Annotated in this window: 25 protein-coding genes; 8 read left to right on the top strand and 17 right to left on the bottom strand. The window is 67.4% G+C overall.

The window, feature by feature from the left end; translation table 11 throughout:
- The gene (gene ilvD, locus QOL57_RS11870) at positions 1-1,839 is read right to left on the bottom strand and encodes a dihydroxy-acid dehydratase (protein ID WP_089237647.1); all 1,839 of its coding nucleotides are present in this window, start codon (positions 1,837-1,839) and stop codon (positions 1-3) included.
- 503 nt (positions 1,840-2,342) lie between these two features.
- Between ilvD and QOL57_RS11865 the strand changes: the two genes are divergently transcribed.
- Positions 2,343-2,912, top strand: a complete 570-nt coding sequence (locus tag QOL57_RS11865) for a DUF1190 domain-containing protein (protein ID WP_089237645.1) — start codon at positions 2,343-2,345, stop codon at positions 2,910-2,912.
- Positions 2,913-2,919: 7 nt separating this feature from the next.
- Positions 2,920-4,098, top strand: coding sequence for a glutathionylspermidine synthase family protein (locus tag QOL57_RS11860; RefSeq protein WP_089237643.1), 1,179 nt, complete (start codon positions 2,920-2,922; stop codon positions 4,096-4,098).
- Between the two features lie 192 nt (positions 4,099-4,290).
- Here QOL57_RS11860 and QOL57_RS11855 read toward each other — a convergent pair whose 3' ends face one another.
- The 9 genes from QOL57_RS11855 to QOL57_RS11815 form a co-directional block, all read right to left on the bottom strand.
- The gene (locus QOL57_RS11855; RefSeq protein ID WP_089237641.1) at positions 4,291-5,589 is read right to left on the bottom strand and encodes a DUF58 domain-containing protein; all 1,299 of its coding nucleotides are present in this window, start codon (positions 5,587-5,589) and stop codon (positions 4,291-4,293) included.
- Complete coding sequence (locus QOL57_RS11850; protein WP_089237639.1) at positions 5,586-6,572, bottom strand: MoxR family ATPase; 987 nt, start codon at positions 6,570-6,572, stop codon at positions 5,586-5,588. The genes QOL57_RS11855 and QOL57_RS11850 overlap by 4 nt, the downstream gene beginning before the upstream one ends.
- On the bottom strand, positions 6,569-7,753 hold the full coding sequence (locus QOL57_RS11845; protein ID WP_089237637.1) for a DUF4350 domain-containing protein: 1,185 nt from the start codon (positions 7,751-7,753) through the stop codon (positions 6,569-6,571). Before QOL57_RS11845 ends, QOL57_RS11850 begins: the two co-directional genes overlap by 4 nt.
- A complete protein-coding gene (locus QOL57_RS11840) occupies positions 7,750-9,375 on the bottom strand; it encodes a DUF4129 domain-containing protein (RefSeq protein WP_089237635.1) in 1,626 nt (541 codons plus the stop codon). Before QOL57_RS11840 ends, QOL57_RS11845 begins: the two co-directional genes overlap by 4 nt.
- Entirely contained in the window at positions 9,365-10,357 is a 993-nt protein-coding gene (locus QOL57_RS11835; RefSeq protein WP_089237633.1) for a stage II sporulation protein M, read from the bottom strand. Before QOL57_RS11835 ends, QOL57_RS11840 begins: the two co-directional genes overlap by 11 nt.
- Complete coding sequence (locus tag QOL57_RS11830) at positions 10,354-11,043, bottom strand: RDD family protein (protein WP_089237631.1); 690 nt, start codon at positions 11,041-11,043, stop codon at positions 10,354-10,356. The genes QOL57_RS11835 and QOL57_RS11830 overlap by 4 nt, the downstream gene beginning before the upstream one ends.
- A gap of 124 nt (positions 11,044-11,167) precedes the next feature.
- Positions 11,168-11,698: a gamma carbonic anhydrase family protein gene (locus tag QOL57_RS11825; RefSeq protein ID WP_089237629.1), complete on the bottom strand. Its 531-nt coding sequence runs from the start codon at positions 11,696-11,698 to the stop codon at positions 11,168-11,170.
- A gap of 180 nt (positions 11,699-11,878) precedes the next feature.
- Positions 11,879-13,768 carry a tRNA uridine-5-carboxymethylaminomethyl(34) synthesis enzyme MnmG gene (gene mnmG, locus QOL57_RS11820; RefSeq protein ID WP_089237627.1) on the bottom strand — a complete coding sequence of 630 codons (1,890 nt, stop codon included), beginning with the start codon at positions 13,766-13,768 and terminating at the stop codon, positions 11,879-11,881.
- Between the two features lie 582 nt (positions 13,769-14,350).
- Positions 14,351-14,818 (bottom strand): hypothetical protein, encoded by a 468-nt coding sequence (locus QOL57_RS11815; protein WP_089237625.1) that lies wholly within the window; start codon positions 14,816-14,818, stop codon positions 14,351-14,353.
- Between the two features lie 159 nt (positions 14,819-14,977).
- Here QOL57_RS11815 and QOL57_RS11810 point away from each other — a divergent pair, with 159 nt between their 5' ends.
- Positions 14,978-15,940: a pyridoxal-phosphate dependent enzyme gene (locus tag QOL57_RS11810; protein WP_089237623.1), complete on the top strand. Its 963-nt coding sequence runs from the start codon at positions 14,978-14,980 to the stop codon at positions 15,938-15,940.
- Entirely contained in the window at positions 15,937-16,569 is a 633-nt protein-coding gene (locus tag QOL57_RS11805; protein ID WP_089237621.1) for a YdcF family protein, read from the top strand. The genes QOL57_RS11810 and QOL57_RS11805 overlap by 4 nt, the downstream gene beginning before the upstream one ends.
- Before the next feature lie 165 nt (positions 16,570-16,734).
- Here QOL57_RS11805 and bioC read toward each other — a convergent pair whose 3' ends face one another.
- The 5 genes from bioC to bioB form a co-directional block, all read right to left on the bottom strand.
- The gene (gene bioC / locus QOL57_RS11800) at positions 16,735-17,619 is read right to left on the bottom strand and encodes a malonyl-ACP O-methyltransferase BioC (protein ID WP_089237619.1); all 885 of its coding nucleotides are present in this window, start codon (positions 17,617-17,619) and stop codon (positions 16,735-16,737) included.
- A 12-nt stretch (positions 17,620-17,631) separates the two neighbouring features.
- Positions 17,632-18,411, bottom strand: coding sequence for an SDR family oxidoreductase (locus QOL57_RS11795; protein ID WP_089237617.1), 780 nt, complete (start codon positions 18,409-18,411; stop codon positions 17,632-17,634).
- A gap of 29 nt (positions 18,412-18,440) precedes the next feature.
- On the bottom strand, positions 18,441-19,220 hold the full coding sequence (gene bioH / locus QOL57_RS11790; protein ID WP_089237615.1) for a pimeloyl-ACP methyl ester esterase BioH: 780 nt from the start codon (positions 19,218-19,220) through the stop codon (positions 18,441-18,443).
- 18 nt (positions 19,221-19,238) lie between these two features.
- Positions 19,239-20,462, bottom strand: a complete 1,224-nt coding sequence (gene bioF, locus QOL57_RS11785) for an 8-amino-7-oxononanoate synthase (RefSeq protein WP_089237613.1) — start codon at positions 20,460-20,462, stop codon at positions 19,239-19,241.
- 67 nt (positions 20,463-20,529) lie between these two features.
- Positions 20,530-21,579, bottom strand: coding sequence for a biotin synthase BioB (gene bioB, locus QOL57_RS11780; protein ID WP_089237612.1), 1,050 nt, complete (start codon positions 21,577-21,579; stop codon positions 20,530-20,532).
- Positions 21,580-21,710: 131 nt separating this feature from the next.
- Here bioB and QOL57_RS11775 point away from each other — a divergent pair, with 131 nt between their 5' ends.
- A complete protein-coding gene (locus QOL57_RS11775; RefSeq protein ID WP_089237610.1) occupies positions 21,711-22,139 on the top strand; it encodes a hypothetical protein in 429 nt (142 codons plus the stop codon).
- Between the two features lie 20 nt (positions 22,140-22,159).
- On the top strand, positions 22,160-22,780 hold the full coding sequence (locus QOL57_RS11770; RefSeq protein ID WP_141134231.1) for a hypothetical protein: 621 nt from the start codon (positions 22,160-22,162) through the stop codon (positions 22,778-22,780).
- A gap of 114 nt (positions 22,781-22,894) precedes the next feature.
- On the opposite strand, the gene QOL57_RS11765 is transcribed toward QOL57_RS11770, so the two are convergent.
- Positions 22,895-23,458, bottom strand: a complete 564-nt coding sequence (locus QOL57_RS11765; protein WP_089237606.1) for a fasciclin domain-containing protein — start codon at positions 23,456-23,458, stop codon at positions 22,895-22,897.
- Positions 23,459-23,633: 175 nt separating this feature from the next.
- Complete coding sequence (locus QOL57_RS11760; protein ID WP_089237604.1) at positions 23,634-24,056, bottom strand: H-NS histone family protein; 423 nt, start codon at positions 24,054-24,056, stop codon at positions 23,634-23,636.
- Between the two features lie 159 nt (positions 24,057-24,215).
- On the opposite strand from QOL57_RS11760, the gene QOL57_RS11755 reads away from it, so the two are divergent.
- Positions 24,216-24,506, top strand: coding sequence for a hypothetical protein (locus QOL57_RS11755; RefSeq protein ID WP_089237603.1), 291 nt, complete (start codon positions 24,216-24,218; stop codon positions 24,504-24,506).
- A 169-nt stretch (positions 24,507-24,675) separates the two neighbouring features.
- The gene (locus QOL57_RS11750; protein ID WP_198512163.1) at positions 24,676-25,749 is read left to right on the top strand and encodes a DUF5694 domain-containing protein; all 1,074 of its coding nucleotides are present in this window, start codon (positions 24,676-24,678) and stop codon (positions 25,747-25,749) included.
- Positions 25,750-25,916: the final 167 nt, after the last annotated feature.

Raw genomic sequence — 25,916 nt, 5'->3', positions numbered from 1 at the left:
TCAATCACCGAGCAGGGCGGTGTTGCGCACGGCGCCCTTGTCGGCGCTGGTGGCCAGCAAGGCGTAGGCCTTCAGCGCGCTGGTGACCTTGCGCGGGCGCGGTGCACGCGGTTTCCAGCCACGTGCATCGGCGTCGGCGCGGCGTTTTGCCAGCGTGGCGTCGTCCAGCAGCAGATCGATGCGGCGCGCCGGGATGTCGATGCGGATGCGATCGCCATCTTCCACCAGTCCGATCACACCGCCGCTGGCCGCTTCCGGCGAGACATGGCCGATCGACAGGCCCGAGGTGCCACCGGAGAAACGACCATCGGTCAGCAGCGCACACTGCTTGCCCAGCCCCTTCGACTTCAGGTAGCTAGTCGGGTACAGCATTTCCTGCATGCCCGGGCCGCCCTTCGGGCCTTCGTAGCGGATGACCACCACGTCGCCGGGCTTCACTTCATCAGCGAGGATGCCGGCTACCGCCGCGTCCTGGCTTTCGAACACGCGCGCATTGCCTTCGAACACGTGGATCGATTCGTCCACGCCCGCAGTCTTCACCACGCAGCCGTCGACGGCGAGGTTGCCGCGCAGCACGGCCAGCCCACCTTCCTGCGAATAGGCATGCTCCAACGCGCGTATGCAGCCTTCAGCGCGATCCTGGTCCAGCGACGGCCAGCGCGTGGCCTGGCTGAAGGCTTCCTGGGTGGGAATGCCGGCGGGGCCGGCCTTGAAGAAGGTGTGCAGGGTATCGTTGTCGCTGCGCATCACGTCCCAGCGATCGAGTGCCTCACCGAGCGTGGCGCTGTGCACGGTGGGCACGGAGGTATCCAGCAGCCCGGCGCGGTCCAGCTCACCGAGGATGCCGAACACACCACCAGCGCGATGCACATCTTCGACGTGGTACTTGGGCGAGTTCGGCGCCACCTTGCACAGCTGTGGCACGCGCCGCGACAGTGCGTCGATGTGGGTCAGGTCGAAGTCGACCTCCGCTTCCTGCGCGGCAGCAAGCAGGTGCAGGATGGTGTTGGTGGACCCGCCCATGGCGATATCCAGGGTCATCGCGTTGGCGAACGCGGCCTGGGTGGCGATGCCGCGCGGCAGCGCACGCGGATCCTCGCCGCCATACCAGCGGTGGCAGAGCTCGACGATCAGGCGACCGGCACGGCGGAACAGCGCTTCGCGGTCGGCATGCGTGGCCAGGGTGGTGCCGTTGCCGGGCAGCGACAGGCCCAGGGCTTCGGTCAGGCAGTTCATCGAATTGGCGGTGAACATCCCGGAGCACGAACCACAGGTGGGGCAGGCGCTGCGCTCGTACTCGGCTACTTTCTCGTCGCTGGCGTTTTCGTCGGCGGCGATCACCATGGCATCCACCAGGTCCAGCTTGTGCTCGGACAACCGGGTCTTGCCGGCTTCCATCGGTCCGCCGGAGACGAACACCACCGGAATGTCCAGGCGCAGCGCGGCCATCAGCATGCCGGGGGTGATCTTGTCGCAGTTGGAAATGCACACCAGCGCATCGGCGCAGTGCGCATTGACCATGTACTCCACCGAGTCGGCGATGATCTCGCGGCTGGGCAGCGAGTACAGCATGCCGTCGTGGCCCATGGCGATGCCGTCGTCCACGGCGATCGTGTTGAATTCCTTGGCCACGCCGCCGACCTGTTCGATCTCGCGCGCGACCAGCTGGCCAAGGTCCTTCAGGTGTACGTGGCCGGGCACGAACTGGGTGAAGGAGTTGGCGATGGCGATGATCGGCTTGTGGAAGTCGCCATCCTTCATGCCGGTGGCACGCCACAGGGCGCGGGCGCCGGCCATGTTGCGGCCAGCGGTGGAGGTGCGGGAGCGGTATTCAGGCATGGCTGGCGGAACGGGCGGGCCGTACGACGTGGGGGTCGGTTGATCATGGCCAATTTTTTCGGTTGCTGCTGCAACCACCGGTGGTGGTTCGGCAGGGCTGCGCCCTGCACCTGCCGAATCAACGGCAACGTCAACATCAAAAGCGGGCTATCCGCGGGATGGCGGGGTGGGTCCGGTGGCGGGGGACGCCGTGAATACGTCCATGTAGGCTCGGTCGCGCCATCCATGGCGCTCACGCCCCCGCAACCGGACCCACCCCGCCTTCGAGAGTTGTCCGCGATCTGACAGGGTCGGATCCCGTTGCTGCACAGTGGGCTCTGACCCGATTCTTGCTGTTGGTGGGTGTCGACCTTGGTCGACACGTGGATCCACGCCATGCGTGGAGGGAACTCGGGAAGAACGACGAAAATGAAAGTCCGTTCATCTTTCCCACTTTGCCGATTCCGGTTGTTGGCCGGGATTTGGCATGATGGGGCATTGTTCCGACTTGAAGGCATGAGGCCATGAAACGTTCCCGCACCACTGCGCTGCTGCTGATGAGCGCTGCGCCGCTGCTGTTCACTGCCTGCCAGAAGGAAGAGCAGGTGCAGGTGCAGGAAGGCCTGTATACCTCGGTGGAGGCCTGCACCACGGCTACCGCTGATCCTTCGGCTTGTCGCAATGCATTTGCCGAGGCGCAGAAGAAGTCCGCCGATGCAGCGCCGAAGTACGCGACCAAGGAAGCCTGCCAACAGGACTACAAGCCTGAGCAGTGCGTGCAGCAGCACACCTCGGCCGGTACCTCGTTCATCGGCCCGATGATGATGGGCTTCTTCATGTCGCAGATGCTGAGCAACCGCGGTGGCCTGGCCCCGCAGGCGCCGGCTTCGGCGCCGGCCTACCAGGACAAGAGCGCCGGTTGGGCGCGTCCTGCCCCGGGCGGCAGCGGCGGCCTGAACACCGCCAGCGGCATCGGCGCGGGCAAGGCCGGGCTGGCCCCGGTCAGCAGCGAACCGAACCGTGCGGTGACCGCCAGCCGCAGCGGCTTCGGCAGCACCAGTGCGCGCCGTAGCGGCAGCAGCGTCGGCGGCTGATCAATCCATGCAACGTATCCGTATTGCCGAGCGCGCCCAGTGGCGGGCGCGCGCGGAGGAAGCCGGTTTCCGCTTCCACACCATCGACGGCCAGCCGTACTGGGATGAAAGCGCGTATTACGCGTTCACTCTGCGCCAGATCGAACAGGACATCGAAGACCCCAGCGCCGAGCTGCATGCGATGGCGATGGACCTGGTCGGCGATGTCATCGGCAGCGAGCGCCTGATGGACCAGCTGGCGATCCCCGCGCATTACCGCGACTGGATCGCCGACAGCTGGCGCCAGCGCCAGCCGCACCTGTACGGGCGCCTGGACCTGGCCTACGACGGCACCGGTCCGGCCAAGCTGTACGAACTGAATTACGACACGCCGACCTCGCTGTTCGAAGCCAGCTTCTTCCAGTGGCAATGGCTGGAGGACCAGCGCAATGCCGGCCGCCTGCCGCAGCATGCCGACCAGTTCAATGGGATCCATGAAGCCCTGGTCGAACGCTTCGGCGAACTGGCCACGCAGCTGCCGCCGCCGCTGTACTTCAGTGCGGTGGGCAGCTCGGACGAAGACCGCGGTACGGTCGATTACCTGCGCGACTGCGCCTCGCAGACGGGACTGCACGGGCAGGCCATCGCCATCGAGGATATCGGCCTGTCCGAAGATGGGCGCTTCACCGCGCTGGACGATACGGTGATCGGCACGCTGTTCAAGCTGTACCCGCTGGAAGACCTGATGGCCGAGGAATTCGGGCGCGCGTTGCCGGGGTCGGGCGTGCAGCTGCTGGAACCGGCATGGAAGGCGGTGTTGAGCAACAAGGGCATTCTGCCGTTGCTGTGGCAGCGCAACGTCGGTCACCCGAACCTGCTGGAAGCACATTTCGATGACGGCAGCGCGCTGGCATCGGGCTGGGTGCGCAAGCCGTTGTTCTCGCGCGAAGGTGCCAACATCGAGATGCACCTGGCCGATGGCAGCACGCAGCGCAGCGACGGCCCGTACGACGGTCCGGCGATCCTCCAGCGTGCTCACCCGCTCACCCGCTTCGAAGGCGGTTATCCGCTGATCGGCAGCTGGGTGATCGGCGACCACGCCTGCGGCATCGGCATCCGCGAGGACGACAGCGCGATCACCCGCGACAGTGCGCGCTTCGTGCCGCACGCGATCGTCGATGAGGCGCCGACGCGGATCTACGTCTGATGGCGGTGCGGCGTCTGCCGCATTGAAGCTGGTGCGGGACTGTTGCGTCCCCGGTGTGCAGCAACGCCGTTGGTAGATGCCGACCTTGGTCGGCGCCGTTGATTGTGTGCCAACCAAGGTTGGCACCTACCAGGGCGATGCGTCGGTAGCGCCGGGCCATGTCCGGCGGTTGTGGTGATATCCGCAGGGTGGTTAAAGCAACCCTTCGCGCTTCACTGCCAGATAGCGTTCTACCAGCGCAGCAGGCAGCGCATCGGCGGTCACGTCCAGCACCATCACCCGTTCGGCACGCAGCGCGTCGTGCGCCTGCGCGCGCTGCTGCAGGTACAGCGCGGCGGCACCGGCCTGCGCGGCATCCTCGACCGTATGCACCTCGCCCTCCAGCGCAGCATCCAGCTCGCGCTCACGCAGGCTGGCCACACATACCAGGTGGCGGCGCTGCAACAGGCGCACGGCAGCAAGCAGGTCTTCGATGTCTTCATCGCGCACGTTGCTGACCAGCATCACCAGCGCGCGTCGACGCTGGCGCAGTGATACTTCGGTGGCGGCGGCCAGGTAATCGGTGGCCACGGCCTGTGGCTGCAGGTCGTAGCTGGCGCGCAACAGGTGCTGCACCGTGCCCATGCCGCGCTGCGGCGCCACCCAGCGGTGTTCGCCGCCCACCGCGAACAGGCCGGCGGCATCGCCCTGGCGCAGCGCCAAGTAAGCCACCACCAGCGAGGCGTTCAAGGCATGGTCGAAATGCGAGAGCCCGCCTTCGCTGGCCAGCATGCGTCGGCCGCTGTCGAGCATCAGCAGCAGCTGCTGGTTCTTCTCGTCCTGGTACTCGCGCGAGATCAGCTTGCGCGCGCGTGCGGTGGCCTTCCAGTCGAGCTGGCGCAGGCTGTCGCCGATGCGGTACTCGCGCATCTGGTGGAAGTCGGTACCCTCGCCACGGCGGCGCTTCACATGCGCACCCACCAAGCGTGAGGCCTGGTCGGCGCTGAAAAGCGCGAAGCGGGTGAGCGGCACGAAGTTGGGATAGACCCGTACCTCCAGTGCCGGTGGCAGCGTGCGTTGCTGCCACCACAGCCGCCACGGCGAGCGGATGCGCAGCTGCACGCCCTCGAAGGCAAAGCGACCGCGCTGCTGCGGCTGCACGTGGTAATGCAGGGAGCTGACATGGCCGGCCCGCAACTGCACGCGCTGTGGCAGCGATTCCAGTGGCCAACCGCCCGGCACCAGATCGAACACATGCACGTGCATGGCCTGTTCGCTGTGCAGGCGCAGGCCGACCTCGCGGCGCACGCCCAGTGCCAGCGCCTCGGGAACGTCGCGCTGGACGCTGGGCGAGGGCCGCCGCCGTTGCCGCCACAGGTCAACCAGTGCCAGCACCGCAATCAACGCGCCGGCCAGCGCCCAGCTCCAGCGCGGCAGCAGCCCGCCCAGCACCATGCCGCCCAGCACGGCCCAGGCCAACAGCAACGCCAGCAGCAGCGGCGCAGGCCTCATCGGCGCGGCGCTTCGACCTTGGCCAGCAGTGCACCCAGCACGTCGTCGGCATCCTGGCCTTCGATCTGCAGCTCCGGCGCCAGTGCGATGCGGTGGCGCAGGGCAGGGCGGGCGATGTCGCGCACATCATCGGGGGTGACGAAATCACGCCCGGCCAGCACCGCCTGCGCGCGCGAGGCACGTACCAGGGCGATGCTGCCGCGCGGGCCGGCGCCGACGGCGATGCCTGGCCACTGGCGGGTGGCGGCCACGATGCGCACCGCGTAGTCGATCACTTCGTCGTCGACGGTGATCGCCGCGGTGGCCTGCTGCAATGCCAGCAGTTCACCGGCACCGAGTACGCGCGGGACCTGGCTGAGGTCGAAATCGCTGGCGGCACGGCCGCTGGTGATCGCCGCGACCATGCGCTTCTCGTCCTCCAGCTGCGGATAGTCGATCAGCACCTTCAGCAGGAAGCGGTCCAGCTGCGCTTCCGGCAGCGGATAGGTGCCTTCCTGTTCCAACGGGTTCTGCGTGGCCAGCGCCATGAACGGCGGCGCCAGGGTGAAGGCCTTGCCTTCGATGGTCACCTGGCCTTCCTGCATCACTTCCAGCAAGGCGGACTGGGTCTTGGCCGGGGCACGGTTGATTTCATCGGCCAGCAGCAGGTTGGTGAACACCGGGCCGCGGCGGATCTTGAAGCTCTCGCTCTTGGGGTCGTACACCGCATGCCCGCTGACGTCGCTGGGCATCAGGTCGGGGGTGAACTGCACGCGGCCATAGTCCAGCTCCAGCGCCTGCGCCAGCGCGCGCACCAGCAGGGTCTTGCCGAGGCCGGGCACGCCTTCGATCAGCACGTGGCCACCGGCCAGCAGGGCGACCAGGATCTGGTCGAGCACATCGGCCTGGCCGATGAAGGCGTGGCCGACGGCCTGGCGGATGGCGTCGACGCGTTCGATCAGGCGGGCGGTGGCGGCCGCCGGAAGTTCAGGGGCATCGGTCATAGCAGGGATCTCATCTGGAGCAGCAAGCGGATGCGCTCGCGCAGGGCGGAGGAATCATGCGGCGAGGGCGGCGTGAGTGCACTGGTGACACGACTGACCGGCCATTGCAGCACCGCGGCGATGGCCTGGTCACGCGCAGCACCGTCGAGTGCCGCAGCCACGGGTGCACGCAGGCGCAGGCGATGCAGGAACAGCGCCTGCACGGCCTGGTAAAGGCGCGCGCCATGACCGAAGCGCAGCAGCAGTTCGCCACTGGCGCGGACGTGTTCCAGCAGCGAACGGCGCTCGATCACCGGGGCGGGCAGGGCACTGCCGAAGCGCTGCGCGCGCGACCACAGCCAGCCGAGGATCGCCAGCAGCAGCGGGACCCACAGCGGCCAGCCCTGGTAGAAGATGCGCGCGCCCAGTGAAGGCGGGCGGCTGCCGTATACCAGCCACACCGTGCCGCGCCCATAGTTGGGGTCGAGCAGGTAGCGTGTCAGGTCGCGATGGGAGAGGTCATGCAGGCCATCGCGGGCGACGGCGTCGACTGTGCGGCGGCGCGTTGATGCGTTCGGTCCTTCACCACGCATGACGTCCATGTCGGCCAGCACGTCGATGCGGCCCTTGCCGTGCGGCAGGCGCGCGAACACCAGCCCATCGTTGCCGCCCCAACGGCGCTCGGCCGTGGCGTTGGCCTGGAAGCCCAGGCTGAAGCGCCGGCCGCCGCAGAACTCGACGTGGCTGGGATCATCGACCACGTGGTAGGGCTGGCAGTCGCTGCCATGGAACAGGCTGTCCACGCCGATCCTGTCCAGCAAGGGACCCTGCGTGCTGCTGGCATCGTCCTCGGCCGGCGGCTGCGTGCGCAGCAGCAGATGGCCACCGGTATCTACCCAGTCCAGCAGGGCCTGCGCAGTGCGCGGCGGCATGTCGGCGGTGTCCTGCAGCAGCACCAGCGTATCGGTGGCGGCCAGTGGCATCTGTGCCAGGTCCAGCCGCTGCCGGGACTGCACCTCGATGCCGTCGGCGCGCAGGGCCTGGCCCAGCACATACAGCGGGTTGTAGCTGGCTTCGCCCTGCGGCGGCAGCACCACGGTTTCGGTCACCTTTTCGTGCGTGCGCAGGAACAGGATCGTCAGCGGTACCCCGAACAGGACCAGCGCGCCCAGCAGCAATGACCAGAACAGGCGCGGATTCATGCCTGCCATCCGTACTGCTGGCGCAGCGTGCTGGCCAACGCGTCGAAATCGCTGCGGGCAGGCAGACGCCCACCGTAGGCGGCGTACTGCCACATGCGCACGATGCGTGCGAACAGTTCACGGTCGCTGCTGTCGGTCATGCGCCGCGAGGCACGCAGGCACTGAGCTTCGGTTGCACCGGGCGGCAACGCGATACCCGTGCGCTCCACCAGCGTGCGTACGCTGGCGCGATACAACAGGGCCAGCGCCTGCCGCGGTCGTCCCTGGTCCCACAGCAGGCCGGCCTGGGTCGCCACATCCGGCGGCAGCACCACCGGCATTTCCACCTGTTCTTCGGTGATCTGCGGTGCCTGCTTTTCTTTGCGGCGGCCGGAACCGCGCACCCACGGCAGCCACAGCCGCGCGGTCAACAGCAGCACCAGCAGCAGGACACCCAGCAGCCCCCACAGGCCCCATTCGGCGATCCGTGCCAGCCACAGCTGGCCGCTCCTGCGCGCCTTGCGGTCTGCGTCGCTGCTGCTGTCCTTCTGCAGATCCTTCTTGTCTTTGTTCTTTTCGGCCGCTTCTTCGATCGGCTTCCATCGGCTGACCTGCCGCGTCGGCCGCTGCAACGGATCTTCGTAAGCGCGGTTCACGGCCTGGCGGAAGCCGGCGGTATCCACCGCCTTGTCGCCGAAGATCACCGCCGGTGTATTGGCCGGATCGTTTTCCGCAGTGGCCACTTCCTCGGTTTCTTCCGCATTCTCGTCTTCATCGCCGCTGGCCGCAGCGGTCTGCCCGGCGTCCGGCGTGTCGGCGTCCTGCGCATGCGCGGGTGCCAACGGCAGCGCCAGGCACAGCAGCAGCACCAATGAAGAGGCAACCGGCAGCAAGCGTTCGCGCAGGCGGCGCAGGGCGATTTCCACGTCCCAGGCTTCCATCTGCGTGCGCCGGTTCAAGTACAGGCCGAAGCCGGCGCCCACGTAGAACGGGCCGACCAGCGCCGCTGCCAGCCAGCACAGCAGATTGAGGCCAAGCTTGGCCCATGCGGGTGCTTCCACGCTGACCATCGCCCACGCCGCGCGCCAGGATTCGGGCAGCAGTTCCAGGGGGATGAAGATGAAGATGGTTGCGATCGCGCCCACCACCAGCACCAGCTCGAATGCCAGACAGATCATCGCCAGCACCAGTGCCGGGCCCGCGGCGCCGGCAGCGACTGCACGGCGGCGAGCGCCGCGCTGTGCGGGCGCATTGCCCTCCAGCAGGTTGACCGGCAGGCACAGGCTGCGCAGGCCGCTGAAACGGCGCCAGCCTAGGTAGCCCCAGAAGCCACTGCCACCCCACTGCCGTTGCGCGCGCAGCGCAGCGCGCGGACCGACCCGTTCGCCGAAGATGCCGCGCGAGAGTACGTACAGCGGCGCGCGCTCGAACAAGGGCTTGCACCACCACATCGCCAGCCAGGCCCAGCCGAAGGCATCCAGCCACCAGGCCAGCGCGTTGAACAGCACGAACAACGGCGCACTGGCCAGCAGCCAGCTGCCCCACACGCCGCGTGCATGGCGACGGGCCAGCGCACTGCCCAGTTCCATCGCTTCCCAACTGCTGCGCGCGCGCAGCACCACATCCAGGTGGTCAATCCGCATGGCTGCCTCCGCGTCCACCACGCCACAGCCACAGCAGCACACCGGCCCACAGCACACCGGCCACGCTGAACTTCACTGCAGCCGGGATTTCGGCGATGGACGACCAGAACGCTTCCACGAACGCTGCCAGCAGCAGCATGAAGGCCACGCCCAGGCACAGCCGCGCGCCGATGCGCCCCCCTTCGACCAGCGCATCCAGGCGCCGCCGCCGCCCGGGCGCCAGCAGTTTCATGCCCAGCTGCAGGCCGGCACCGCCGGCGATCACGATCGCGGTCAGCTCGAACGCACCGTGGCCGACCACGAAGCGCCAGAACGGGCCGCTATGGCCGATGTGCTGCAGATGGCCGGCCACCGCGCCGATGGTGATGCCGTTGAACAACAGCACCAGCAGCGTGCCCAACCCCGCCAGCAGGCCGCTGGCGAAAGTGCGCAGGGCGATGCCGATGTTGTTCATGATGTAGTAGCCGAACATCATCCAGTCGGTGCCGCTGTCGCGGCCCAGGCGCTCGGCGGATGGATCGTACATGCGTTCCATCTCGGCGATCTGGCCGTTGTCCATCAGCAGGTGGATGCTGTCCGGGTACACCTGCACCAGCACGAAGCAGGCCAACGCCGGCACCGCGAACATCGCCAGCGCCGCCCACATGCTGCGCGCCTGGCTGCGTACCAGCAGCGGGAAATCAGCGACCAGGAATTCCAGCGCGCGCCGCCAGCGGGTCGGTGGCGTGCGGTACAGCACGCCATGGCCGTGCTGCATCAGTTGCTGCAGGCGCTGCACCAGCTGTGGGCTGTAGCCGCGTTCACGGGCCAGCGCCAGCTGCTGGCACAGCCGTCGGTAACGCTGCGGGAAGCTGACATCGCCGGCTTCTTCCGCGCCCGGCTTGCGCCGGCGCCGACGCGAAGCACCGGCGCGATGCTGCAGCCACTGCTCCAGGTCATGCCATTCCTGTTGATGGCGGGCGACGAACTGTTCCTGCTTCATCGTCGACCCAGCAACCAGTTGGCCATCGCATACAGGCGCAGCACGCCGACCTGGCCGGACGCGCTGGTCAATGGCTCGGCGATGCCGGCCAGCTCTTGCTGGCGCGCGGGAGACAGGCGTGGCGCGCGCTCGGCGAAGGCCATCACTGCCGCCTGTTCTTCCGGCCGCAGCGGTTGCGGCGGGGCCAGCACGCTGTCGATGGTGGCCGGCGGCGGCAGGTAATGCGGTGGCGAATGCACCACCATCGTGCCGGCAACCAGATCGCCCAGGCGGCGGCCATGAGGATCGAACAGGCTGCTGATCAGGCCCAGCGCGTAGCCGAAGGGCAGCATGTCCACCGTGCGCAGCAGGTTGCGGGTGATCGATGCCATCCAGCCCACCGGTGCGCCATCCTGTGCCAGCACCCGCAGGCCAAGAACACGTTTGCCGAGGGTGCGCCCCCACAGCGCTTCGCAGACGATGGGGTAGGCCCACATCAGCAGGAACATCAGCGCCATGTACAGGCCGCGGCCGAACTCATCGAGCAGGGCCAGCGGAATGGACAGCGCGGTCAGCGCGCCGAAGCGGACTGCCAGGTCGATCAGCCAGGCCAGGGCACGTGGCATCGGTCCGGCCGCAGGCAACTGCAGCGGCACGCCTTCCGGCGTTACCACCTCGCGGTAGGTATCGAGCATCGGCGCGGCCATCAGCGCGATGGCCGCCGAAGTGGGCGCTGGAGTCCTCTCCGGCGTGCAGCCACGGGCATGGGGGTCTCGACGGTTCCTGGTCGGGCCCAGACTTTAGCAGAGCCCGGCCACCGGCGATGCGGCCTCAGCCCAGGTACTCGTCCTTCAGCCGCACGTAGTGGTCGGCCGAATAGTGCAGCGACTCGATCTCCTTGTCGCTGAGCGTGCGCGCCGGACGGGCGGGGTTGCCCACCCACAGCTCGCCTTCGCCCACCACCTTGCCGGGGCCGACCACTGCACCGGCACCGACGAAACCATGGCGTTCGACCCGGGCACCGTCGAGGATGCACGCGCCCATGCCGATCAGGCTGAAATCGCCGATGCTGCAGGCGTGGATGATGCAGCCATGGCCGACGGTCACGCCTTCGCCGATCAGGGTCGGGTAGCCGGCCTTGTTGTACGGGCTGTGGTGGCTGACGTGGATGATGGTGCCGTCCTGCACATTGGTGCGCGCACCGATGCGCACGAAATTGACGTCGCCGCGGATGACCGTGCCCGGCCAGACCGACACGTCGTCGGCCAGTTCGACATCACCGATGATGGTGCAGGCCGGATCGACATACACGCGCTGGCCGAGCACCGGCATCTTGTCGCGGAAAGGGCGCAGCGGGGTCATCGGTGTCTCCGGCAGATCAGGGCAATCGTGATGATGATACGCGCTCTGCCGATGCCGACCCCGCGGGCACCTGCAGCGGCCGGGATGCTTCATGGATCCGTGTCGACCAAGGTCGACACCTACCAGAGCGGACCGCGAGTAGATCCACGCCATGCGTGGATGGCATTTGCCGATCCCGCGTTACGCCACGCGTCCGCGCCGCGCGCGTTCCAGGTGCACCAGCAGCAGCGAGATCGCCGCCGGGGTCATGCCGGGAATGCGCTGTGCCTGGCCGATGGTCTGCGGACGAACGCGCTCCAGCTTCTGCAGTGCTTCGGCCGACAGCCCGCGCACGATGGCGTAGTCGAAATCGCCGGCAATCGGGGTTGCTTCATGCCGCTGCTGGCGCTCGATCTCCTCGCGCTGGCGATCCAGGTAACCGGCGTACTTCACGCCGATCTCCACCTGTTCGGCCACCTTGCCATCGGCCACGGCCGGGCCGAGCGAGGGTACCCGCATCAGCTGCGCGTAATCCAGTTCCGGGCGCTTGATCAGGTCCAGCACATTGGTTTCGCGGCTGACCGCCACGCCCAGCGTTTCCTGCACTTCGCGGCCCAGCGCATTGGCCGGCGTCGCCCAAAGCGCGCCCAGGCGTGTGCGTTCTGCGGCCACTGCGGCCTGCTTGGTTTCGAAGGCACTCCAGCGACGATCATCGACCAGGCCCATGTCGCGGCCGGCCGGCGTCAGGCGCTGGTCGGCGTTGTCTTCGCGCAGCTGCAGGCGGTATTCGGCGCGGCTGGTGAACATGCGGTACGGCTCGTTGGTGCCGTGGGTGATCAGGTCATCCACCAGCACGCCGAGGTAGGCTTCATCGCGGCGCGGGCACCAGCCCTCCAGGCCACGCACCTGGCGAGCGGCATTGAGGCCGGCCAGCAGGCCCTGCGCGGCAGCTTCTTCATAACCGGTGGTGCCGTTGATCTGGCCGGCGAAGAACAGACCGTTGACCAGCTTGGTTTCCAGCGAAGCCTTCAGCCCGCGCGGATCGAAGAAGTCGTACTCGATGGCATAACCGGGGCGGGTTATGTGCGCGTTGGCGAAACCGCGGATGCTGCGCACCATCTCCAGCTGCACGTCGAACGGCAGCGAGGTAGAAATACCGTTGGGATAGATCTCGACGATGCCCAGGCCTTCCGGCTCGACGAAGATCTGGTGGCTGGCCTTCTCGGCGAAGCGCACCACCTTGTCTTCGATGGACGGGCAGTAGCGCGGGCCGATGCCTTCGATCTGCCCGCTGTACAGCGGCGAGCGGTGCAGGGCGTCGCGGATGATCTGGTGGGTCTGCTCGCTGGTGTGGGTGATCCAGCAGCTGACCTGCTGCGGATGCTCATCCACCGAACCGAGGAAGGACATCACCGGGCGCGGCGTGTCGCCGGGTTGCTCGTCCATCACGCTGTAGTCCAGCGAACGGCCGTCGATGCGCGGCGGCGTGCCGGTCTTCAGGCGGTCCACCTGGAACGGCCGCTCGCGCAGGCGTGCGGCCAGCGTGGTGGCCGGCGGATCGCCCATGCGGCCGGCAGCGTACTGGGTCGGGCCGACATGGATCTTGCCGGCCAGGAAGGTGCCGGCGGTCAGCACCACGGCCTCGGCGTCGAAACGCAGGCCGGTCTGGGTGATGACCCCGCGCACGGCGTCGCCCTCGATGACCAGGTCATCCACCGCCGCCTGGAACACGGTCAGGTTGGCCTGGCCTTCGACGATGGCGCGGATCGCCATGCGGTACAGGTTGCGGTCGGCCTGGCAGCGGGTGGCGCGCACGGCCGGGCCCTTGGAGGCATTGAGCGTGCGCCACTGGATGCCGGCGCGGTCGGCGGCATGCGCCATCGCACCGCCGAGGGCGTCGATTTCCTTGACCAGATGGCCCTTGCCGATGCCACCGATGGCCGGGTTGCAGCTCATCGCGCCCACCGTTTCGATGTTGTGGGTCAGCAGCAGGGTGCGCACGCCGGTACGGGCCGCAGCCAGCGCGGCCTCGGTGCCGGCGTGGCCGCCGCCGATGACGATGACGTCGTAACGATGGAAGGAATCGATCATGGAGGCTGTTCAGCAAGGGGCGGGCGCAGCCGGGGGGCCGTGCCGGGGTGGCGATTTTAGCGCCAATCGGGGCAGGGACGCCGGCGCCGGTCGGCTGGCGTCGAAATCAACCCTAAAGTTGGCAGGATTTTTGCAGATAACCCAATAGCACCCACCGTGGCTGGCGCCGCAGGCGCTGGTGACCGGAATTGGAACAGGGGCCGGTACAGGCGCACGGTGGGGAAGCAGAGGGGCCGGCAGTCGGGGGACTGTCCGGCCCTGTTTTTTTTGTGGCTTCCGGGAAAGCGTCATCCACGCATGGCGTGGATCTACTGTCCCGCACGGCCTGGTTGCCACGGCCCCGCCCGCGGTGTCCCCGAACAACAAACGGCCCCGCAGTGCGGGGCCGTTCGTCTTCAAAGGTGCCGACATCCGACAGGGCCGGAACAGGGGGGATCCAGATGTTCCTGTCGGATATCGACGCAGAGCTGTTTGGGACGTGCCCTTAACGTTTTTGTCACTTTGTGACGCGGGCCGTCACCACCTGCGTAGATTGAGGCTTGGACCGTGTGAAATGCAAGACGGAACACGCGCAACTGTGCGCTATCTCTCTTGATCCATCGCACGCCAGGGGGAACTGTTCATTCTCGGCGCACGCGGCGCTGGCGCAGGGCGGGCCTGCGGCGGCGGTGACGGGCGCTCGACCCGCTGCGCGGGCTGCGACGGCCGACGCATCGAATCCATGTTGCGCCACGGTGAGCCGCCGTTGTTCTGGCGCGGCGGCGGTGGCGGACGGTTCTCGCCGCCATTGCCCGGACGCGGTGGCGGGCGGTGGTTGTTGTGCGGCGGGCGGTAGATCGGCCGCTGATAGTACGGGCCGCCGTAGCCGTAATAGCCACCGCCGCCGTAATACGGATAGCCGTAGTCGGCCGGGTAGCCATAGGGGTAGCGGTATTCGACCGACGGCGCACCGTGGTAGTAACCACCGCCGCGGCCACCGACATAGTCATAAGTGGTGCAACCGGTCAGGGCCAGCAACAGGCCACCGGCAAGCATCAGGCGCGTTTTCATGATGGGTCCCCCCAGAGGACGGGTATGCAGGCAGCTTCAGCCGCCGGCGTTGAATCAGCCCTTAATTCCGCCGGCCAGGATGAATGGCGGTGTAGGACTGCATGCTGGCATGACCGATGGCGCCCTCGCCAGCGCGGAGGCATACGTTAATCTTGCGTCATGAGCGATTCACTGTTGCCCCGCGCTGATGACGTCCTTGCCGCCGCCGCGCGGATCGCGCCCCATGCCAGCGTGACCCCGGTGCTGCGCTCGCGCACGCTGGACACACTGGCCGGTGCGCGACTGGCGTTCAAGGCCGAGCACCTGCAGCGGGGCGGCGCGTTCAAGTTCCGTGGCGCCTGCAATGCGGTGTGGTCGCTGGATGCCGATCACGCCAGTGCCGGTGTGGTGACCCATTCCTCCGGCAATCACGGCGCCGCCTTGGCGCTGGCTGCCCGCACACGGGGCATTCCCTGCCACGTGGTGGTGCCCGAAGGGGCGGTGGCCGCCAAGCTGGCCAACATTGCCCGGCATGGCGCCACCCTCTGGCGCTGCCCGGCGACCATCGCTGACCGCGAGGCCACCTGCGCCAAGGTGCAGGCTGATACCGGCGCCACCCTGGTCCATCCGTACACCAACCCTGCGGTGATGGCCGGGCAGGGCACGGCCGCGCTGGAGCTGCTGCACAGCGACGGTCCGTTCGACGTGCTGGTGGTGCCCGTGGGCGGTGGTGGCCTGGCCAGTGGCACCGCATTGGCCCTGCAGCACCTCAGCCCGGACACCCGGCTGGTGCTGGCCGAGCCGGCCGGTGCCGACGACACCGCCCGTTCGCTGGCGACCGGCAAACGGCAGGAAGGATTCATCCCGGACACGATCTGCGACGGACTGCGCACGCTGATCGGTGCACCCAACTTCGCGTTGCTGCAGGCCGCGGGCGCCGAGGTCATCGTGGTTGACGATGCCGCCACCGTGGCGGCGATGCGCCTGCTGTGGGACGTGCTCAAGCAGGTGGTCGAGCCGTCCTCGGCGATCGTGCTGGCGGCGGTGCTTGCGCAGCCTGCGCGCTTCGCTGGCCTGCGCGTGGGGTTGGTGCTGTCCGGCGGCAATGTCGATCTGCCTGCCCTGCGTTGGGGAGCGCCGTGAGCCGCGGCCGTCATCGCGAACGTACCGGCCTGCTCGGTTGGTTGTGGCGGTTGTTCGTGTTGCTGGTGATCTGGCTGCTGGGCGTGACCGCCTGGATCGTCTGGGTCGGCGAGCGCGACCAGGCGGCCAAGGCAGACGCGATCATCGTGCTCGGCGCGGCCGCCTACGATGCCAAGCCGTCGCCGGTATTTGAAGAACGCATCCGCCATGGCCTGGATCTGTACGACGCCGGCTACGCGCCATTGCTGATCTTCACCGGTGGCTATGGCGGCACCGGCGCGCGCTTCTCGGAATCGCAGGTGGCCCGCCGCTATGCGCTCAAGCACGGCATTCCCGACGACGCGATCCTCATCGAGACCGCCTCGCGCAATACCGTGCAGAACCTGGTCGAGGCCAAGCGGCTGATGGACCAGCGCAAGCTGCATTCGGTGATCATCGTCAGCGACCCGCTGCACATGGCGCGCGCGCTGCGCCTGAGCAAGGCGCTGGGCATCCAGGCGTTGGCGTCGTCCACGCCGAGCACGCGCTTCCGCAGCTTCCATACCAGCTGGCGCTTCCTGGTGCAGGAGATCTACTTCTTCCACCGAGATCTTGTGCGGCCGCCGCTGAGTTCACCGGCCAATACCTGAGGGCGGAAGCCTGCTTTGGGTGGGGGCCGACCTTGGTCGGCACAACCTGTCAGATCGCGATGCCGCCGGCACTGTGCCGACCAAGGTCGGCACCTACCAGAGCGGATTCCGTGCATGAATCGGTAGTCGCCGACCTTGGTCGGCGCATGACCTGCGGCCGCTCGATCAGGTCTGCTTGCGCCGGATCGGGATCGCCGACACCGGCACGGAAGCAATGTCATGCCCACCTTCGCGGATCGGCGCGCCCGGATCCGGCGCCCAGGCATGGGCGTAGATCACTTCCCAGCTGCTGGGCAGCTTGCCATCGCCACGGCGCATCGGTTCGTACGCCGCCGCTGCCGCTGCAAACCGACCGCGACCGGTCAACGTATGGCGGCGATCGACCCGCGCGTTGGTCGCGCCCATCGCGCGCAGCTCGCGCATCAACGAAGGCAGATCGTCGTAGGTGAGGGTGAACAGGTCGCGGTCCAGTACCGGGTCGCGGAAGCCGGCCATCATCAGCGCGTCGCCGAACTGGGCGATCTGCGCGAAGCGGCTGACGTGCGGGCGGTCATCGGCGGCGGCGAAGGCTTCATTGAGCTCGACCAGCGTGTCCGGCCCGAAGGTCGAACACAGCAGCAGCCCACCGGGCTTGAGCACGCGGCGGAAACCGGCGAACACCGCCGGCAGGTCATCCACCCACTGCAGGCACAGGTTGCTGAAGATCACGTCCACGCTGTTGTCGGCCAACGGCAGCGCGGTGGCATCGGCGGCCAGGCGTTGGAACGGCTTCCACCAGCCAGCCTGGCGCTTGGCCTGGTCCAGCATCGGCAGTGCCACGTCCAGTGCGATCACCTGCGCCTTCGGCCAGCGCTTCTTCATCAGCGCACTGGCATGGCCGGTGCCGGCGCCGATATCCAGCACCACCTCCGGCTTGCGCGCCTCCAGGTAATCCAGCGATTCCAGCAGCCGCGACTGCACCTCGCGCTGCAGGGCGGCGGCAGCGTCGTAGCTGGTGGCGGCGCGGGCGAAGGCGCGGCGGACATGGCGGGCATCGAAGTGGGACGGCATTGCGAAAGTCTCTTAGAACGTACCGGGGTAGGCGCCGCCGTCGATCAGCAGGTTCTGTCCGGTGAGGTAACCCGCCTGTGCACTGCACAGGAAGGCGCAGGCGGCGCCGAATTCGTCCGGCGTACCGAAGCGGCCGGCGGGGATCTGCTGGCGGCGGCGTTCGGCCACAGCGTGCGCATCACCCTCCTGCCCCGCGGCGTGGGCGAAGTTGGCGCGCAGGCGGTCGGTATCGAACTGGCCGGGCAGCAGATTGTTGATGGTGACGTTGTGGGCCACGGTGCGCCGCGCCAGCCCGGCGACGAAGCCGGTCAGGCCGCTGCGCGCGCCGTTGGACAGTGCCAGCGTATCGATGGGTGCCTTCACCGATGACGAGGTGATGTTGACGATGCGGCCGAAGCCGCGTTCGATCATCGCGTCCACGGTGGCGCGGATCAGCGCGATCGGCGCCAGCATGTTGGCGTCGAGCGCAGCGATCCAGTCGTCGCGCTCGAACGTGCGGAAGTCGCCCGGCGGCGGGCCACCGGCGTTGGTCACCAGGATGTCGACCTGCGGGCAGGCGGCCAGCGCGTGGGCGCGGCCCGCCTCGGTGGTGACGTCGGCAGCAATCGCGCGCACTTCAGCGGCACCGGGCAGCGTGCGCAGTTCCGCAGCCGCGACCTGCAGCGCAGCGTCACCGCGGGCGACGATGACCACGTTCACGCCTTCGCGCACCAGCGCACGCGCGCAGCCCAGGCCAAGCCCCTTGCTGGCGCCGCAGACCAGTGCCCAGCGGCCGGAAATGCCCAGATCCATGCGTCAGTCCTGCAGAAGCGTCGGGAGGCTCATTGTCCGCCATCGGCCGGTAACAGGCCGGCAACGAAGTGTTGCAGAGCGGCTGCCACTTCATCGGCATGGCCGAGGAAGGGGGCGTGGCCGCCATGGGCGACGGTCAGCGACTGGCCGCCCGGTGCCAGCGCGGCAGCGGCCTGCATTGCGGCCGGCGAGACCAGACGGTCGCGCTGGCCGGCAATCCACAGGCTGGGCTTGCCCAGTGCGGGCAGGGCGCCGCGCAGGTCGGTGTTCTCCAGCAGCTGCAGGCCCTCGCGCAGTGCGCGTTCGGCAGGCGCACCGCGTTCGACCAGACGCTGGCGCAGGGTGCGCAGTTCCTCGCGGGCATGCGCCGAACCCATCACGTCCAGTGCCAGGAAACGTTCCAGGGTGCCACTGAAGTCCTGGGCGAGGTCACGACCGAACTGCTCGAACACCGATGGCTCCACGGCGTGTGGCCAGTCATCAGCGCGTACGAAGCGCGGGGTGGCGGCGATCATCGCCAGACCACGTACCTTCGGCAGCGTGGCCGCCGCGTGCAGTGCGAACAGGCCGCCCAGTGACCAACCGCACCACACCGCCGGCGGCGTGGCCGCGGCAATGGCGTTGACCACGAACGGCAGGCGCAGCGGCGTGCTGTCGTCGCGGCTGTGGCCGTGGCCGGGCAGGTCGACCAGATGCAGCGTGAACCGATCGGCCAGACGCTGCACCAGTGGCGCAAACACGCCGCCCTGCAGGGCCCAGCCGTGGATCAGTACCAGGTCCGGCCCATGGCCGGTCACTTCGATATGCATGGGGAACTACACGATCACTCAGGCCAGCGCCGGCAACGACGGCGGCAGTACTTCGCGCGCGGCAAAGGCCACGCGGTCGCGTGCAACGGCGATGGCTTCGACCAGGCCGCGCACCTGTTCGGTGGTGTGCAGCGCGGACAAGGTGACGCGCAGGCGTGCCTTGCCCTCCGGCACGGTCGGTGGGCGGATCGCGCCGACCAGCCAGCCGGCCTGTTCCAGCGCCTGCGACATCGCCACGGCGGTGTGGTCGTCGCCACAGAGCAACGGCTGGATCGGCGTTTCCGATGCCATCAGATCCAGCCCGTGACGGCGCGCTTCGCCGCGGAACAGTGCAATCAGATCGGCCAGCTTCGCGCGCCGCCAATGATCACGGCGGGCCAGCCGCACCGCTTCCAGCGCGGATGCCGCCAATGCCGGCGCCATGGCGGTGGTGTAGATGTAGGGGCGTGCGGTTTCGGCCAGATGCTCGATCAGGTCTTCGCGGCCGAGCACCAGCGCGCCGGAACCGCCGAGCGCCTTGCCCAGGGTGACCAGCTGCAACGGCACATCGTCCACGCCCAAGCCGGCGGTGGCGACCGCGCCACGGCCATCGCCGAGCACGCCCACGCCATGCGCATCGTCCACGTAGAACAACGCCTGCTGCAGGCGCGCGACCAGCGACAGCGCACGCAGCGGCGCGATATCGCCATCCATGCTGAAGACACCATCGGTGGCCAGCATCGCCGCGCCATCGGGCGCATGCTTGAGCTGGCGCATCGCACCTTCCGCATCCAGGTGCGGGTAGCGGCGCAGGCGCGCACCGGCCAGCCGCGTGGCATCGAGCAGACTGGCGTGGTTGAGCTTGTCCTGCACGCAGACATCGTTTTCTTCGCTCAGCAACGCCTGCTGCACGGCCAGGTTGGCGGCGAAGCCACTGCCGAAAAGCAGCGCACGCGGGTAACCGAGCCACTCGGCCACTTCGCGCTCCAAGGCGTCGTGCAGTGCGTGGTGGCCGCAGACCAGGTGCGAAGCACCGGCGCCAGCACCTTCGCGCGCGGCGGCATCCTGCAGTGCGTTGACCACGCTGAACTGCTGGGCCAGGCCCAGGTAATCGTTGCTGCAGAAGCCAGTCAGCCAGCGCCCATCGATTTCCAGGCGCACACCATCGCGACGGGTGACCGTGCGCCGTGGGCGGCGACGGCCTTGTGCATCGCGCAACGCGCGCTGGGCTTGGAGGCGGGCGGTCAGGTCGGGGCGTGCCATGGCGGCTGGATGCGGCGACGGGGCGGCTAGGGTAGCGCGTTGCCGCGACGCCTGCTTGGCCGCCGGCTCAGGCCGCGTGGGCGCAGCCGCAGCCGCAGCCGGGGGCATCGGCGCTGATATCGGCGTGCACGGTGCCGCCATGGTCGTGACCGTCGGCGTCCACCTGCACCGCCATCGGCTGCAGGCCCAATCGTGCGAACAGGGCCATGTCGCGCTCGCTTTCCGGGTTGCCGGTAGTCAGCAGCTTGTCGCCATAGAAGATGGAGTTGGCGCCGGCCAAGAAGCACAGCGCCTGCAGTTCGTCACTCATCGCTTCGCGGCCGGCCGACAGCCGCACCATCGAACGCGGCATGGCGATGCGTGCCACGGCGATCATGCGCACGAACTCGAACGGGTCCAGCTCGACGCTGCCATGCAGCGGCGTGCCGGCGACCTGCACCAGCTTGTTGATCGGCACCGAATCGGGATGCGCCGGCAACGTTGCCAGCGCCAGCAGCAGGCCGACGCGCTGTGCGCGGGTTTCACCCATGCCGACGATGCCGCCGCAGCAGGTCTTCAGCCCCGCATCGCGCACATGGCCCAGCGTATCCAGGCGATCCTGGTACTGCCGGGTGTGGATGATCGAGTCGTAGTAGTCCGGCGCGGTATCGAGGTTGTGGTTGTAGTAGTCCAGGCCGGCGTCCTTCAACGCGCGCGCCTGTTCGCCACTGAGCATGCCCAGCGTGGCGCAGGTTTCCAGGCCGAGCGCCTTCACTCCGGCGATCATCGCAGCCACCTTCGGAATGTCACGGTCCTTCGGCGAACGCCAGGCTGCACCCATGCAGAAACGCGAGGCACCGGCCGCCTTCGCCTGGCGCGCCTTGGCCAGCACCGCGTCGGTGTCCATCAGCTTCTGTGCGTTGACCCCGGTGCTGTAGCGCTGCGCCTGCGGGCAGTACGCGCAGTCTTCCGGGCAGCCACCGGTCTTCACCGACAGCAGCGTGGAGACCTGCACCTGGGCCGGGTCGAAGTGCTCGCGGTGGACCGCGGCGGCGCGGAACAGCAGTTCCGGGAAGGACAGGTCGAACAGCGCCTGCAGTTCGTCGTGGTGCCAGTCGTGGCGGATGGCGGTTGCCATGGCGGGACCTTGGAAGGGCTAGAGCGAGGGCGCAGTCTGGGTGGCTCGTGGTGCTCTGTCAACTAATTAGGTAGTTGGCAAGTTTACATTGCATCCGAGGGTTAGACTGGGCGCTCACGCAAAGGATTGCCATGAACAACCCATTGATCGCCGTACTGAAGGCCGTGGCGGCGAACGCGCTGCAGGCGACGGCCATTGCCACTGCCTTGATGCTGATCACCATTCCCGGCATCGCCCTGGCGACGACGCAGTGCGTGCTCCCGGTTGCCGATGGCGGTGACATTCCTCCCTCGCCGCCCTCGGTGACGGGGAAGATCGTGGAGATCCACGACCACCAGCTGACGGTCGAAATCCGCAAAGGCGTGGTTCACCGCACTATCGTCAACGATGGCACCGGCCTGTGGACGGTCTTCGGCGGCGGCATCGAGGAAACCGACCTCAAGGTGGGGCAGCACGTATTGATCTGGTTGCAGGACTGCAGGCATGCGGAAAAAACGCCGCAGGTCGCCGCTGTCGTGCAAGTCTGTTCGCTTGCCGCCGAAGCATGTGCAGAGCGATAAGGCGTCCTGAGGAGATGAGCATGTTCAGAAGTCGCACATCGCTGACCGTCGTGCTGGCCATGGCCGGCGCAGGACTGACCCTTTGCTCGGCAACGCAGGTGGAGGCGATGCAGACAAGCGCTCCGGATACCACGGATGCCGCAAGTTCCATTGGCCCGACTGCCGCACAGGTCGCAGAAAACGCACGCATCCGCGAAGCGATCTTCAATGGTGAAGGCGGCAATCCCAGGTTCGCCGACTACCCCGTGACAAAGATCTACAGCGGGCCAACCGCATCGCTGGATCTCAGCGATCCACGTGCCCGCATGTTCAGGACGCGCCTGTCTGCAGCCCTGAAGGACGGAGAGGTCGGCTTTGCCGGCGAGTACACGCTGGTGGGCTGGGGTTGCGGAACCAGTTGTGTTTCGATGACCTTCGTCAGCAAGCGTACCGGCAAGCTGGCTACGCCATCGCTGGGCGGAGAGCTCGGCCCGATGGTGGTCAAGGTTGATCCGCACAGCGCGCTGGTCGTGGCCGAAGGCGGGGAGTTCGACGACAACTATGCGAGAACCGACAACTTCGCCTTCTTCTACGTGCTGAAAGGACGCGCGCTAGAGTTGATCCGCAAGGTATCGCTGCCGGTGGCGCTGGGCGAGGAGTGAGCGGCTGGACGGAGTTGCAGGTAACTGCCAGCGCTACGATGCAGTAAGCGGCCTGCCTGCGCGAGCCATGCACCGAGCCGGGCATTGCGTTGAATGCCCGCCCGGCGCATCAGATCATTTCGGCATCAGCACCGTGTCCACCACGTGGATCACGCCATTGGACTGCCTGACATCGGCAATGCTGATGGCGGCCTTGCCACCCTTGGCATCAACCACCCACAACGCGCCGTCATGCAGCTTCACGGTCAGCGGCTCGCCTTCCACTGTCTTCAGCGACACCGTGCCGCCGTGCTTCCTGGCGTCGGCCATCAACTGCTGCGAGGTATGGGTGCCGGCGACCACGTGGTAGGTCAGGATCTTGGTCAGGTCTGCCTTGTGCTCCGGCTTGACCAGAGTGTCGACCGTGCCTGCGGGCAGCTTGGCGAATGCTTCGTTGGTGGGCGCAAAGACCGTGAACGGGCCCTTGCCATTGAGCGTGTCCACCAGCCCGGCGGCCTTCACGGCGGCCACCAGCGTGGTGTGGTCCCTGGAGTTGAGGGCGTTCTCGACGATGGTCTTGTTGGGGTACATCGCAGCGCCACCGACCATCACCGTGTCGGCGGCGAAGCTGACCGAGGCGGTGCCGCAGAGCACAGCAAGGCTGGCAGTGAGGGCGATACGTTGAAGAAGAGCGTGCATGGTGCGTCTCCTGGGTACTTCCGCCCCCGGCATGGAGGCATGGAAGGTACGCAGCAGGCAGACCAGCGGATGCACCGCCGTACCTGGAAACGCGCGCGTTGGCTGCACGGTTCAGCGATGAGACGCCGCCGTGAGCGGCCGGCCTGCGTCCGCTCCGAGCGCCCAGTGCCTCGGGTCAGCCTTGTTTGAAGACCGTTCGCTGGCCGATCGTGCGGGCCTTGCGTGCGTCGGACCGGCCCAGCCCGGGAATCAGGAAATCAGCGGGGCTGCGGCCATGCTTGGTCTTCTCGGCAAGCCAGCGCGGCATCCGGCCGCGGCCCGACCACGTATTGCGCTTGTTGTCTGGATCGCGGTACTTGGCGGCCACCTTGCCGGGCTTGCGTCGTGCGGCAGGTTTTCTGGCCGGCGCCGTGGCCTCGGTGGGCGCGGTGCCGATCAGTTCCTCGATCGTGTAGCCGCACTGCGCTGCAAAGGCGATCAGCTTGCGGCGGACGACGGCCACGGGGCGGCGGCTGGCGACCAGCGCCCTCCGCTGCTCGGCAGCAGTCACAAGGGCGTTCAGTTCGCGCAGGCTCAGGTGTTCAACGTCGATAGTCATGCTGCGGAGAGTCAGGAGATCCTGGTTGCCTGTCAAGCGGTGGATGCCACGATCCGCCAAGCTGGATCGGCTCCCCTGGGCCCCGGGAACGATCGCTTGACGCGTCAACGCGCGCGCCTTGAAGATCTACCCCTTCAATCCGGCCGTCAGGAATCGTCCATGTCTGGCTTCATCGGTGATCTGTTGGAAGGGATAGCCAGCTTCGTCTCCGATGTATGGTTGCTGCGTCGACAGCGCGCCAGCAGGGGCCGGGCGCAAAACACCTGGAAAGAAGACGCAGCGGATATCGCGTTGTTCGATATCAGGGTGATCGGGCTGTCGATCCTCGCGCTTGCCGCCGCCACGCTGATGTTCTTCGTGCTCGGGCTGCCGCTCTGGATAAGTCTGGCGCCCGTGGCCGCAGGCGCCGTCTATTTCGGCTACCGATGGATCGCGCTTGCCCGTGCCTGACGTCGGTCCGTTCGGAGTTTCGTGCACAGCGCTGTTGAACTGCGCACAGCCCCGACGGAGACAAGGCAAGCGCTGTTGACAAAGAAACTGCGGCGATGGAATCTGCGCCGCTATGCGCTGAACAGGCGCTTCAACGGCGAGCCATATGCAACAGGGAATGATGCAGGGGATGTGGGGACGACGCATATTGATCGGGTCGCTGCTGGCGGCAGGGATGCTTGCTGGAACGGCGCAGGCACAGACCTTCGACCCGCGCGCCCACAAGGGGCCGCAGCACGGGGTGCCGAACGAAGTGATGGTGCTTGGCAGCGCGCACTTGGCGGTACTGCCGAAAACCTTCGATCCCTCATCGTTGGATACCCTGATCGACCGGCTCGCAGCGTGGCAGCCGAAGGCCATCGCGATCGAGGCAGTATCGGGCCAGCAGTGCGACATGCTGCGGCGATACCCTTCCCGCTACCGATACACGGTGAAGGACTACTGCCCCGATGTTTCGGCGGCGGAGAAGGCAACGGGACTTGATGTGCCGGCAGCGAACGCGGCGGCAGAGACGATGTTGGCGACCTGGCCCGCACATCCCACGGCCGCGCAACGGCGCACGCTTGCCGCTACCTTCCTGGCCGCCGGCGAACGCGATTCGGCACTGGTGCAATGGCTGCGCCTCCCCGAAGCGGATCGGCAGGCAGGCGATGGCCTGGATGAGGACCTGGTTGCGGCCCTGGAGTCGCTGCGCGTCAGCCGCAATGAAAACACGCTCATCGCCGCAGCTCTCGCCGTCCGTCTTGGCCACGAGCGGGTGTGGCCGATGGATGACCACAGCTCCGACCAGTTTGGCCCCGATCCCAAGGCATATGCAGCTGCGGTCAGGAAGGCCTGGGACAACCCGGCGTCAAAACAGCGGGGGACGATGTTCGGCGCCCTGGAAGCGCAGGTCGATACCCCGCAGAAGGCACTGGCGCTGTATCGCCGCTACAACGCACCGGACGTGGCATCGGTCACCTTTCAAAGCGACTACGGTGCCGCGCTGGAGGAACCGTCTCCGCAGGGCTACGGGCGCCTCTACGTCACCTCGTGGGAGACGCGCAACCTGCGCATGGCGGCGAACATCCGCGACCTGATGGGACCGACCCCGGGAATGCGTACGCTGGTGATTGTCGGTGCCTCACACAAGGCGTACCTGGATGCGTACCTCGAGCAGATGCACGACGTGCGGATCGTCGATGTTCAGCCACTCCTGAAATAGCCCGCCAAGGAACGGCGGCTGCATGAGGCAGGCCACCGCCGACTCGACGAAGAGGACAGGCCAGTCGCGTCCAGCCTAGGGATGCCGATTCCACTGCCGGGAGGAGAGCCTGTCCTTGCGTGGTTGCACCGTCTGGAAGTTTTTCGCCATCCTGACGCGGTTAGCGC

It is taken from the genome of Stenotrophomonas sp. yr243 (genome assembly GCF_900184195.1).
Lineage (GTDB): Bacteria > Pseudomonadota > Gammaproteobacteria > Xanthomonadales > Xanthomonadaceae > Stenotrophomonas > Stenotrophomonas lactitubi.
This window is presented reverse-complemented; position numbering and strand designations above follow the sequence as displayed.

What these genes read in the sequence shown, in the direction of transcription:
- QOL57_RS11825 (WP_089237629.1), bottom strand. Translation starts at nt 11,698, where the DNA reads ATGACCCCGCTGCGCCCTTTCCGCGACAAGATGCCGGTGCTCGGCCAG.
- QOL57_RS11855 (WP_089237641.1), bottom strand. Translation starts at nt 5,589, where the DNA reads ATGAGGCCTGCGCCGCTGCTGCTGGCGTTGCTGTTGGCCTGGGCCGTG.
- QOL57_RS11830 (WP_089237631.1), bottom strand. Translation starts at nt 11,043, where the DNA reads ATGGCCGCGCCGATGCTCGATACCTACCGCGAGGTGGTAACGCCGGAA.
- QOL57_RS11795 (WP_089237617.1), bottom strand. Translation starts at nt 18,411, where the DNA reads ATGGATCTGGGCATTTCCGGCCGCTGGGCACTGGTCTGCGGCGCCAGC.
- QOL57_RS11775 (WP_089237610.1), top strand. Translation starts at nt 21,711, where the DNA reads ATGAACAACCCATTGATCGCCGTACTGAAGGCCGTGGCGGCGAACGCG.
- QOL57_RS11840 (WP_089237635.1), bottom strand. Translation starts at nt 9,375, where the DNA reads ATGCGGATTGACCACCTGGATGTGGTGCTGCGCGCGCGCAGCAGTTGG.
- QOL57_RS11850 (WP_089237639.1), bottom strand. Translation starts at nt 6,572, where the DNA reads ATGACCGATGCCCCTGAACTTCCGGCGGCCGCCACCGCCCGCCTGATC.
- QOL57_RS11860 (WP_089237643.1), top strand. Translation starts at nt 2,920, where the DNA reads ATGCAACGTATCCGTATTGCCGAGCGCGCCCAGTGGCGGGCGCGCGCG.
- mnmG (WP_089237627.1), bottom strand. Translation starts at nt 13,768, where the DNA reads ATGATCGATTCCTTCCATCGTTACGACGTCATCGTCATCGGCGGCGGC.
- ilvD (WP_089237647.1), bottom strand. Translation starts at nt 1,839, where the DNA reads ATGCCTGAATACCGCTCCCGCACCTCCACCGCTGGCCGCAACATGGCC.
- QOL57_RS11810 (WP_089237623.1), top strand. Translation starts at nt 14,978, where the DNA reads ATGAGCGATTCACTGTTGCCCCGCGCTGATGACGTCCTTGCCGCCGCC.
- QOL57_RS11770 (WP_141134231.1), top strand. Translation starts at nt 22,160, where the DNA reads ATGTTCAGAAGTCGCACATCGCTGACCGTCGTGCTGGCCATGGCCGGC.
- QOL57_RS11760 (WP_089237604.1), bottom strand. Translation starts at nt 24,056, where the DNA reads ATGACTATCGACGTTGAACACCTGAGCCTGCGCGAACTGAACGCCCTT.
- bioB (WP_089237612.1), bottom strand. Translation starts at nt 21,579, where the DNA reads ATGGCAACCGCCATCCGCCACGACTGGCACCACGACGAACTGCAGGCG.
- bioC (WP_089237619.1), bottom strand. Translation starts at nt 17,619, where the DNA reads ATGCCGTCCCACTTCGATGCCCGCCATGTCCGCCGCGCCTTCGCCCGC.
- QOL57_RS11750 (WP_198512163.1), top strand. Translation starts at nt 24,676, where the DNA reads ATGTGGGGACGACGCATATTGATCGGGTCGCTGCTGGCGGCAGGGATG.
- QOL57_RS11835 (WP_089237633.1), bottom strand. Translation starts at nt 10,357, where the DNA reads ATGAAGCAGGAACAGTTCGTCGCCCGCCATCAACAGGAATGGCATGAC.
- QOL57_RS11865 (WP_089237645.1), top strand. Translation starts at nt 2,343, where the DNA reads ATGAAACGTTCCCGCACCACTGCGCTGCTGCTGATGAGCGCTGCGCCG.
- bioF (WP_089237613.1), bottom strand. Translation starts at nt 20,462, where the DNA reads ATGGCACGCCCCGACCTGACCGCCCGCCTCCAAGCCCAGCGCGCGTTG.
- QOL57_RS11815 (WP_089237625.1), bottom strand. Translation starts at nt 14,818, where the DNA reads ATGAAAACGCGCCTGATGCTTGCCGGTGGCCTGTTGCTGGCCCTGACC.
- QOL57_RS11765 (WP_089237606.1), bottom strand. Translation starts at nt 23,458, where the DNA reads ATGCACGCTCTTCTTCAACGTATCGCCCTCACTGCCAGCCTTGCTGTG.
- bioH (WP_089237615.1), bottom strand. Translation starts at nt 19,220, where the DNA reads ATGCATATCGAAGTGACCGGCCATGGGCCGGACCTGGTACTGATCCAC.
- QOL57_RS11755 (WP_089237603.1), top strand. Translation starts at nt 24,216, where the DNA reads ATGTCTGGCTTCATCGGTGATCTGTTGGAAGGGATAGCCAGCTTCGTC.
- QOL57_RS11845 (WP_089237637.1), bottom strand. Translation starts at nt 7,753, where the DNA reads ATGAATCCGCGCCTGTTCTGGTCATTGCTGCTGGGCGCGCTGGTCCTG.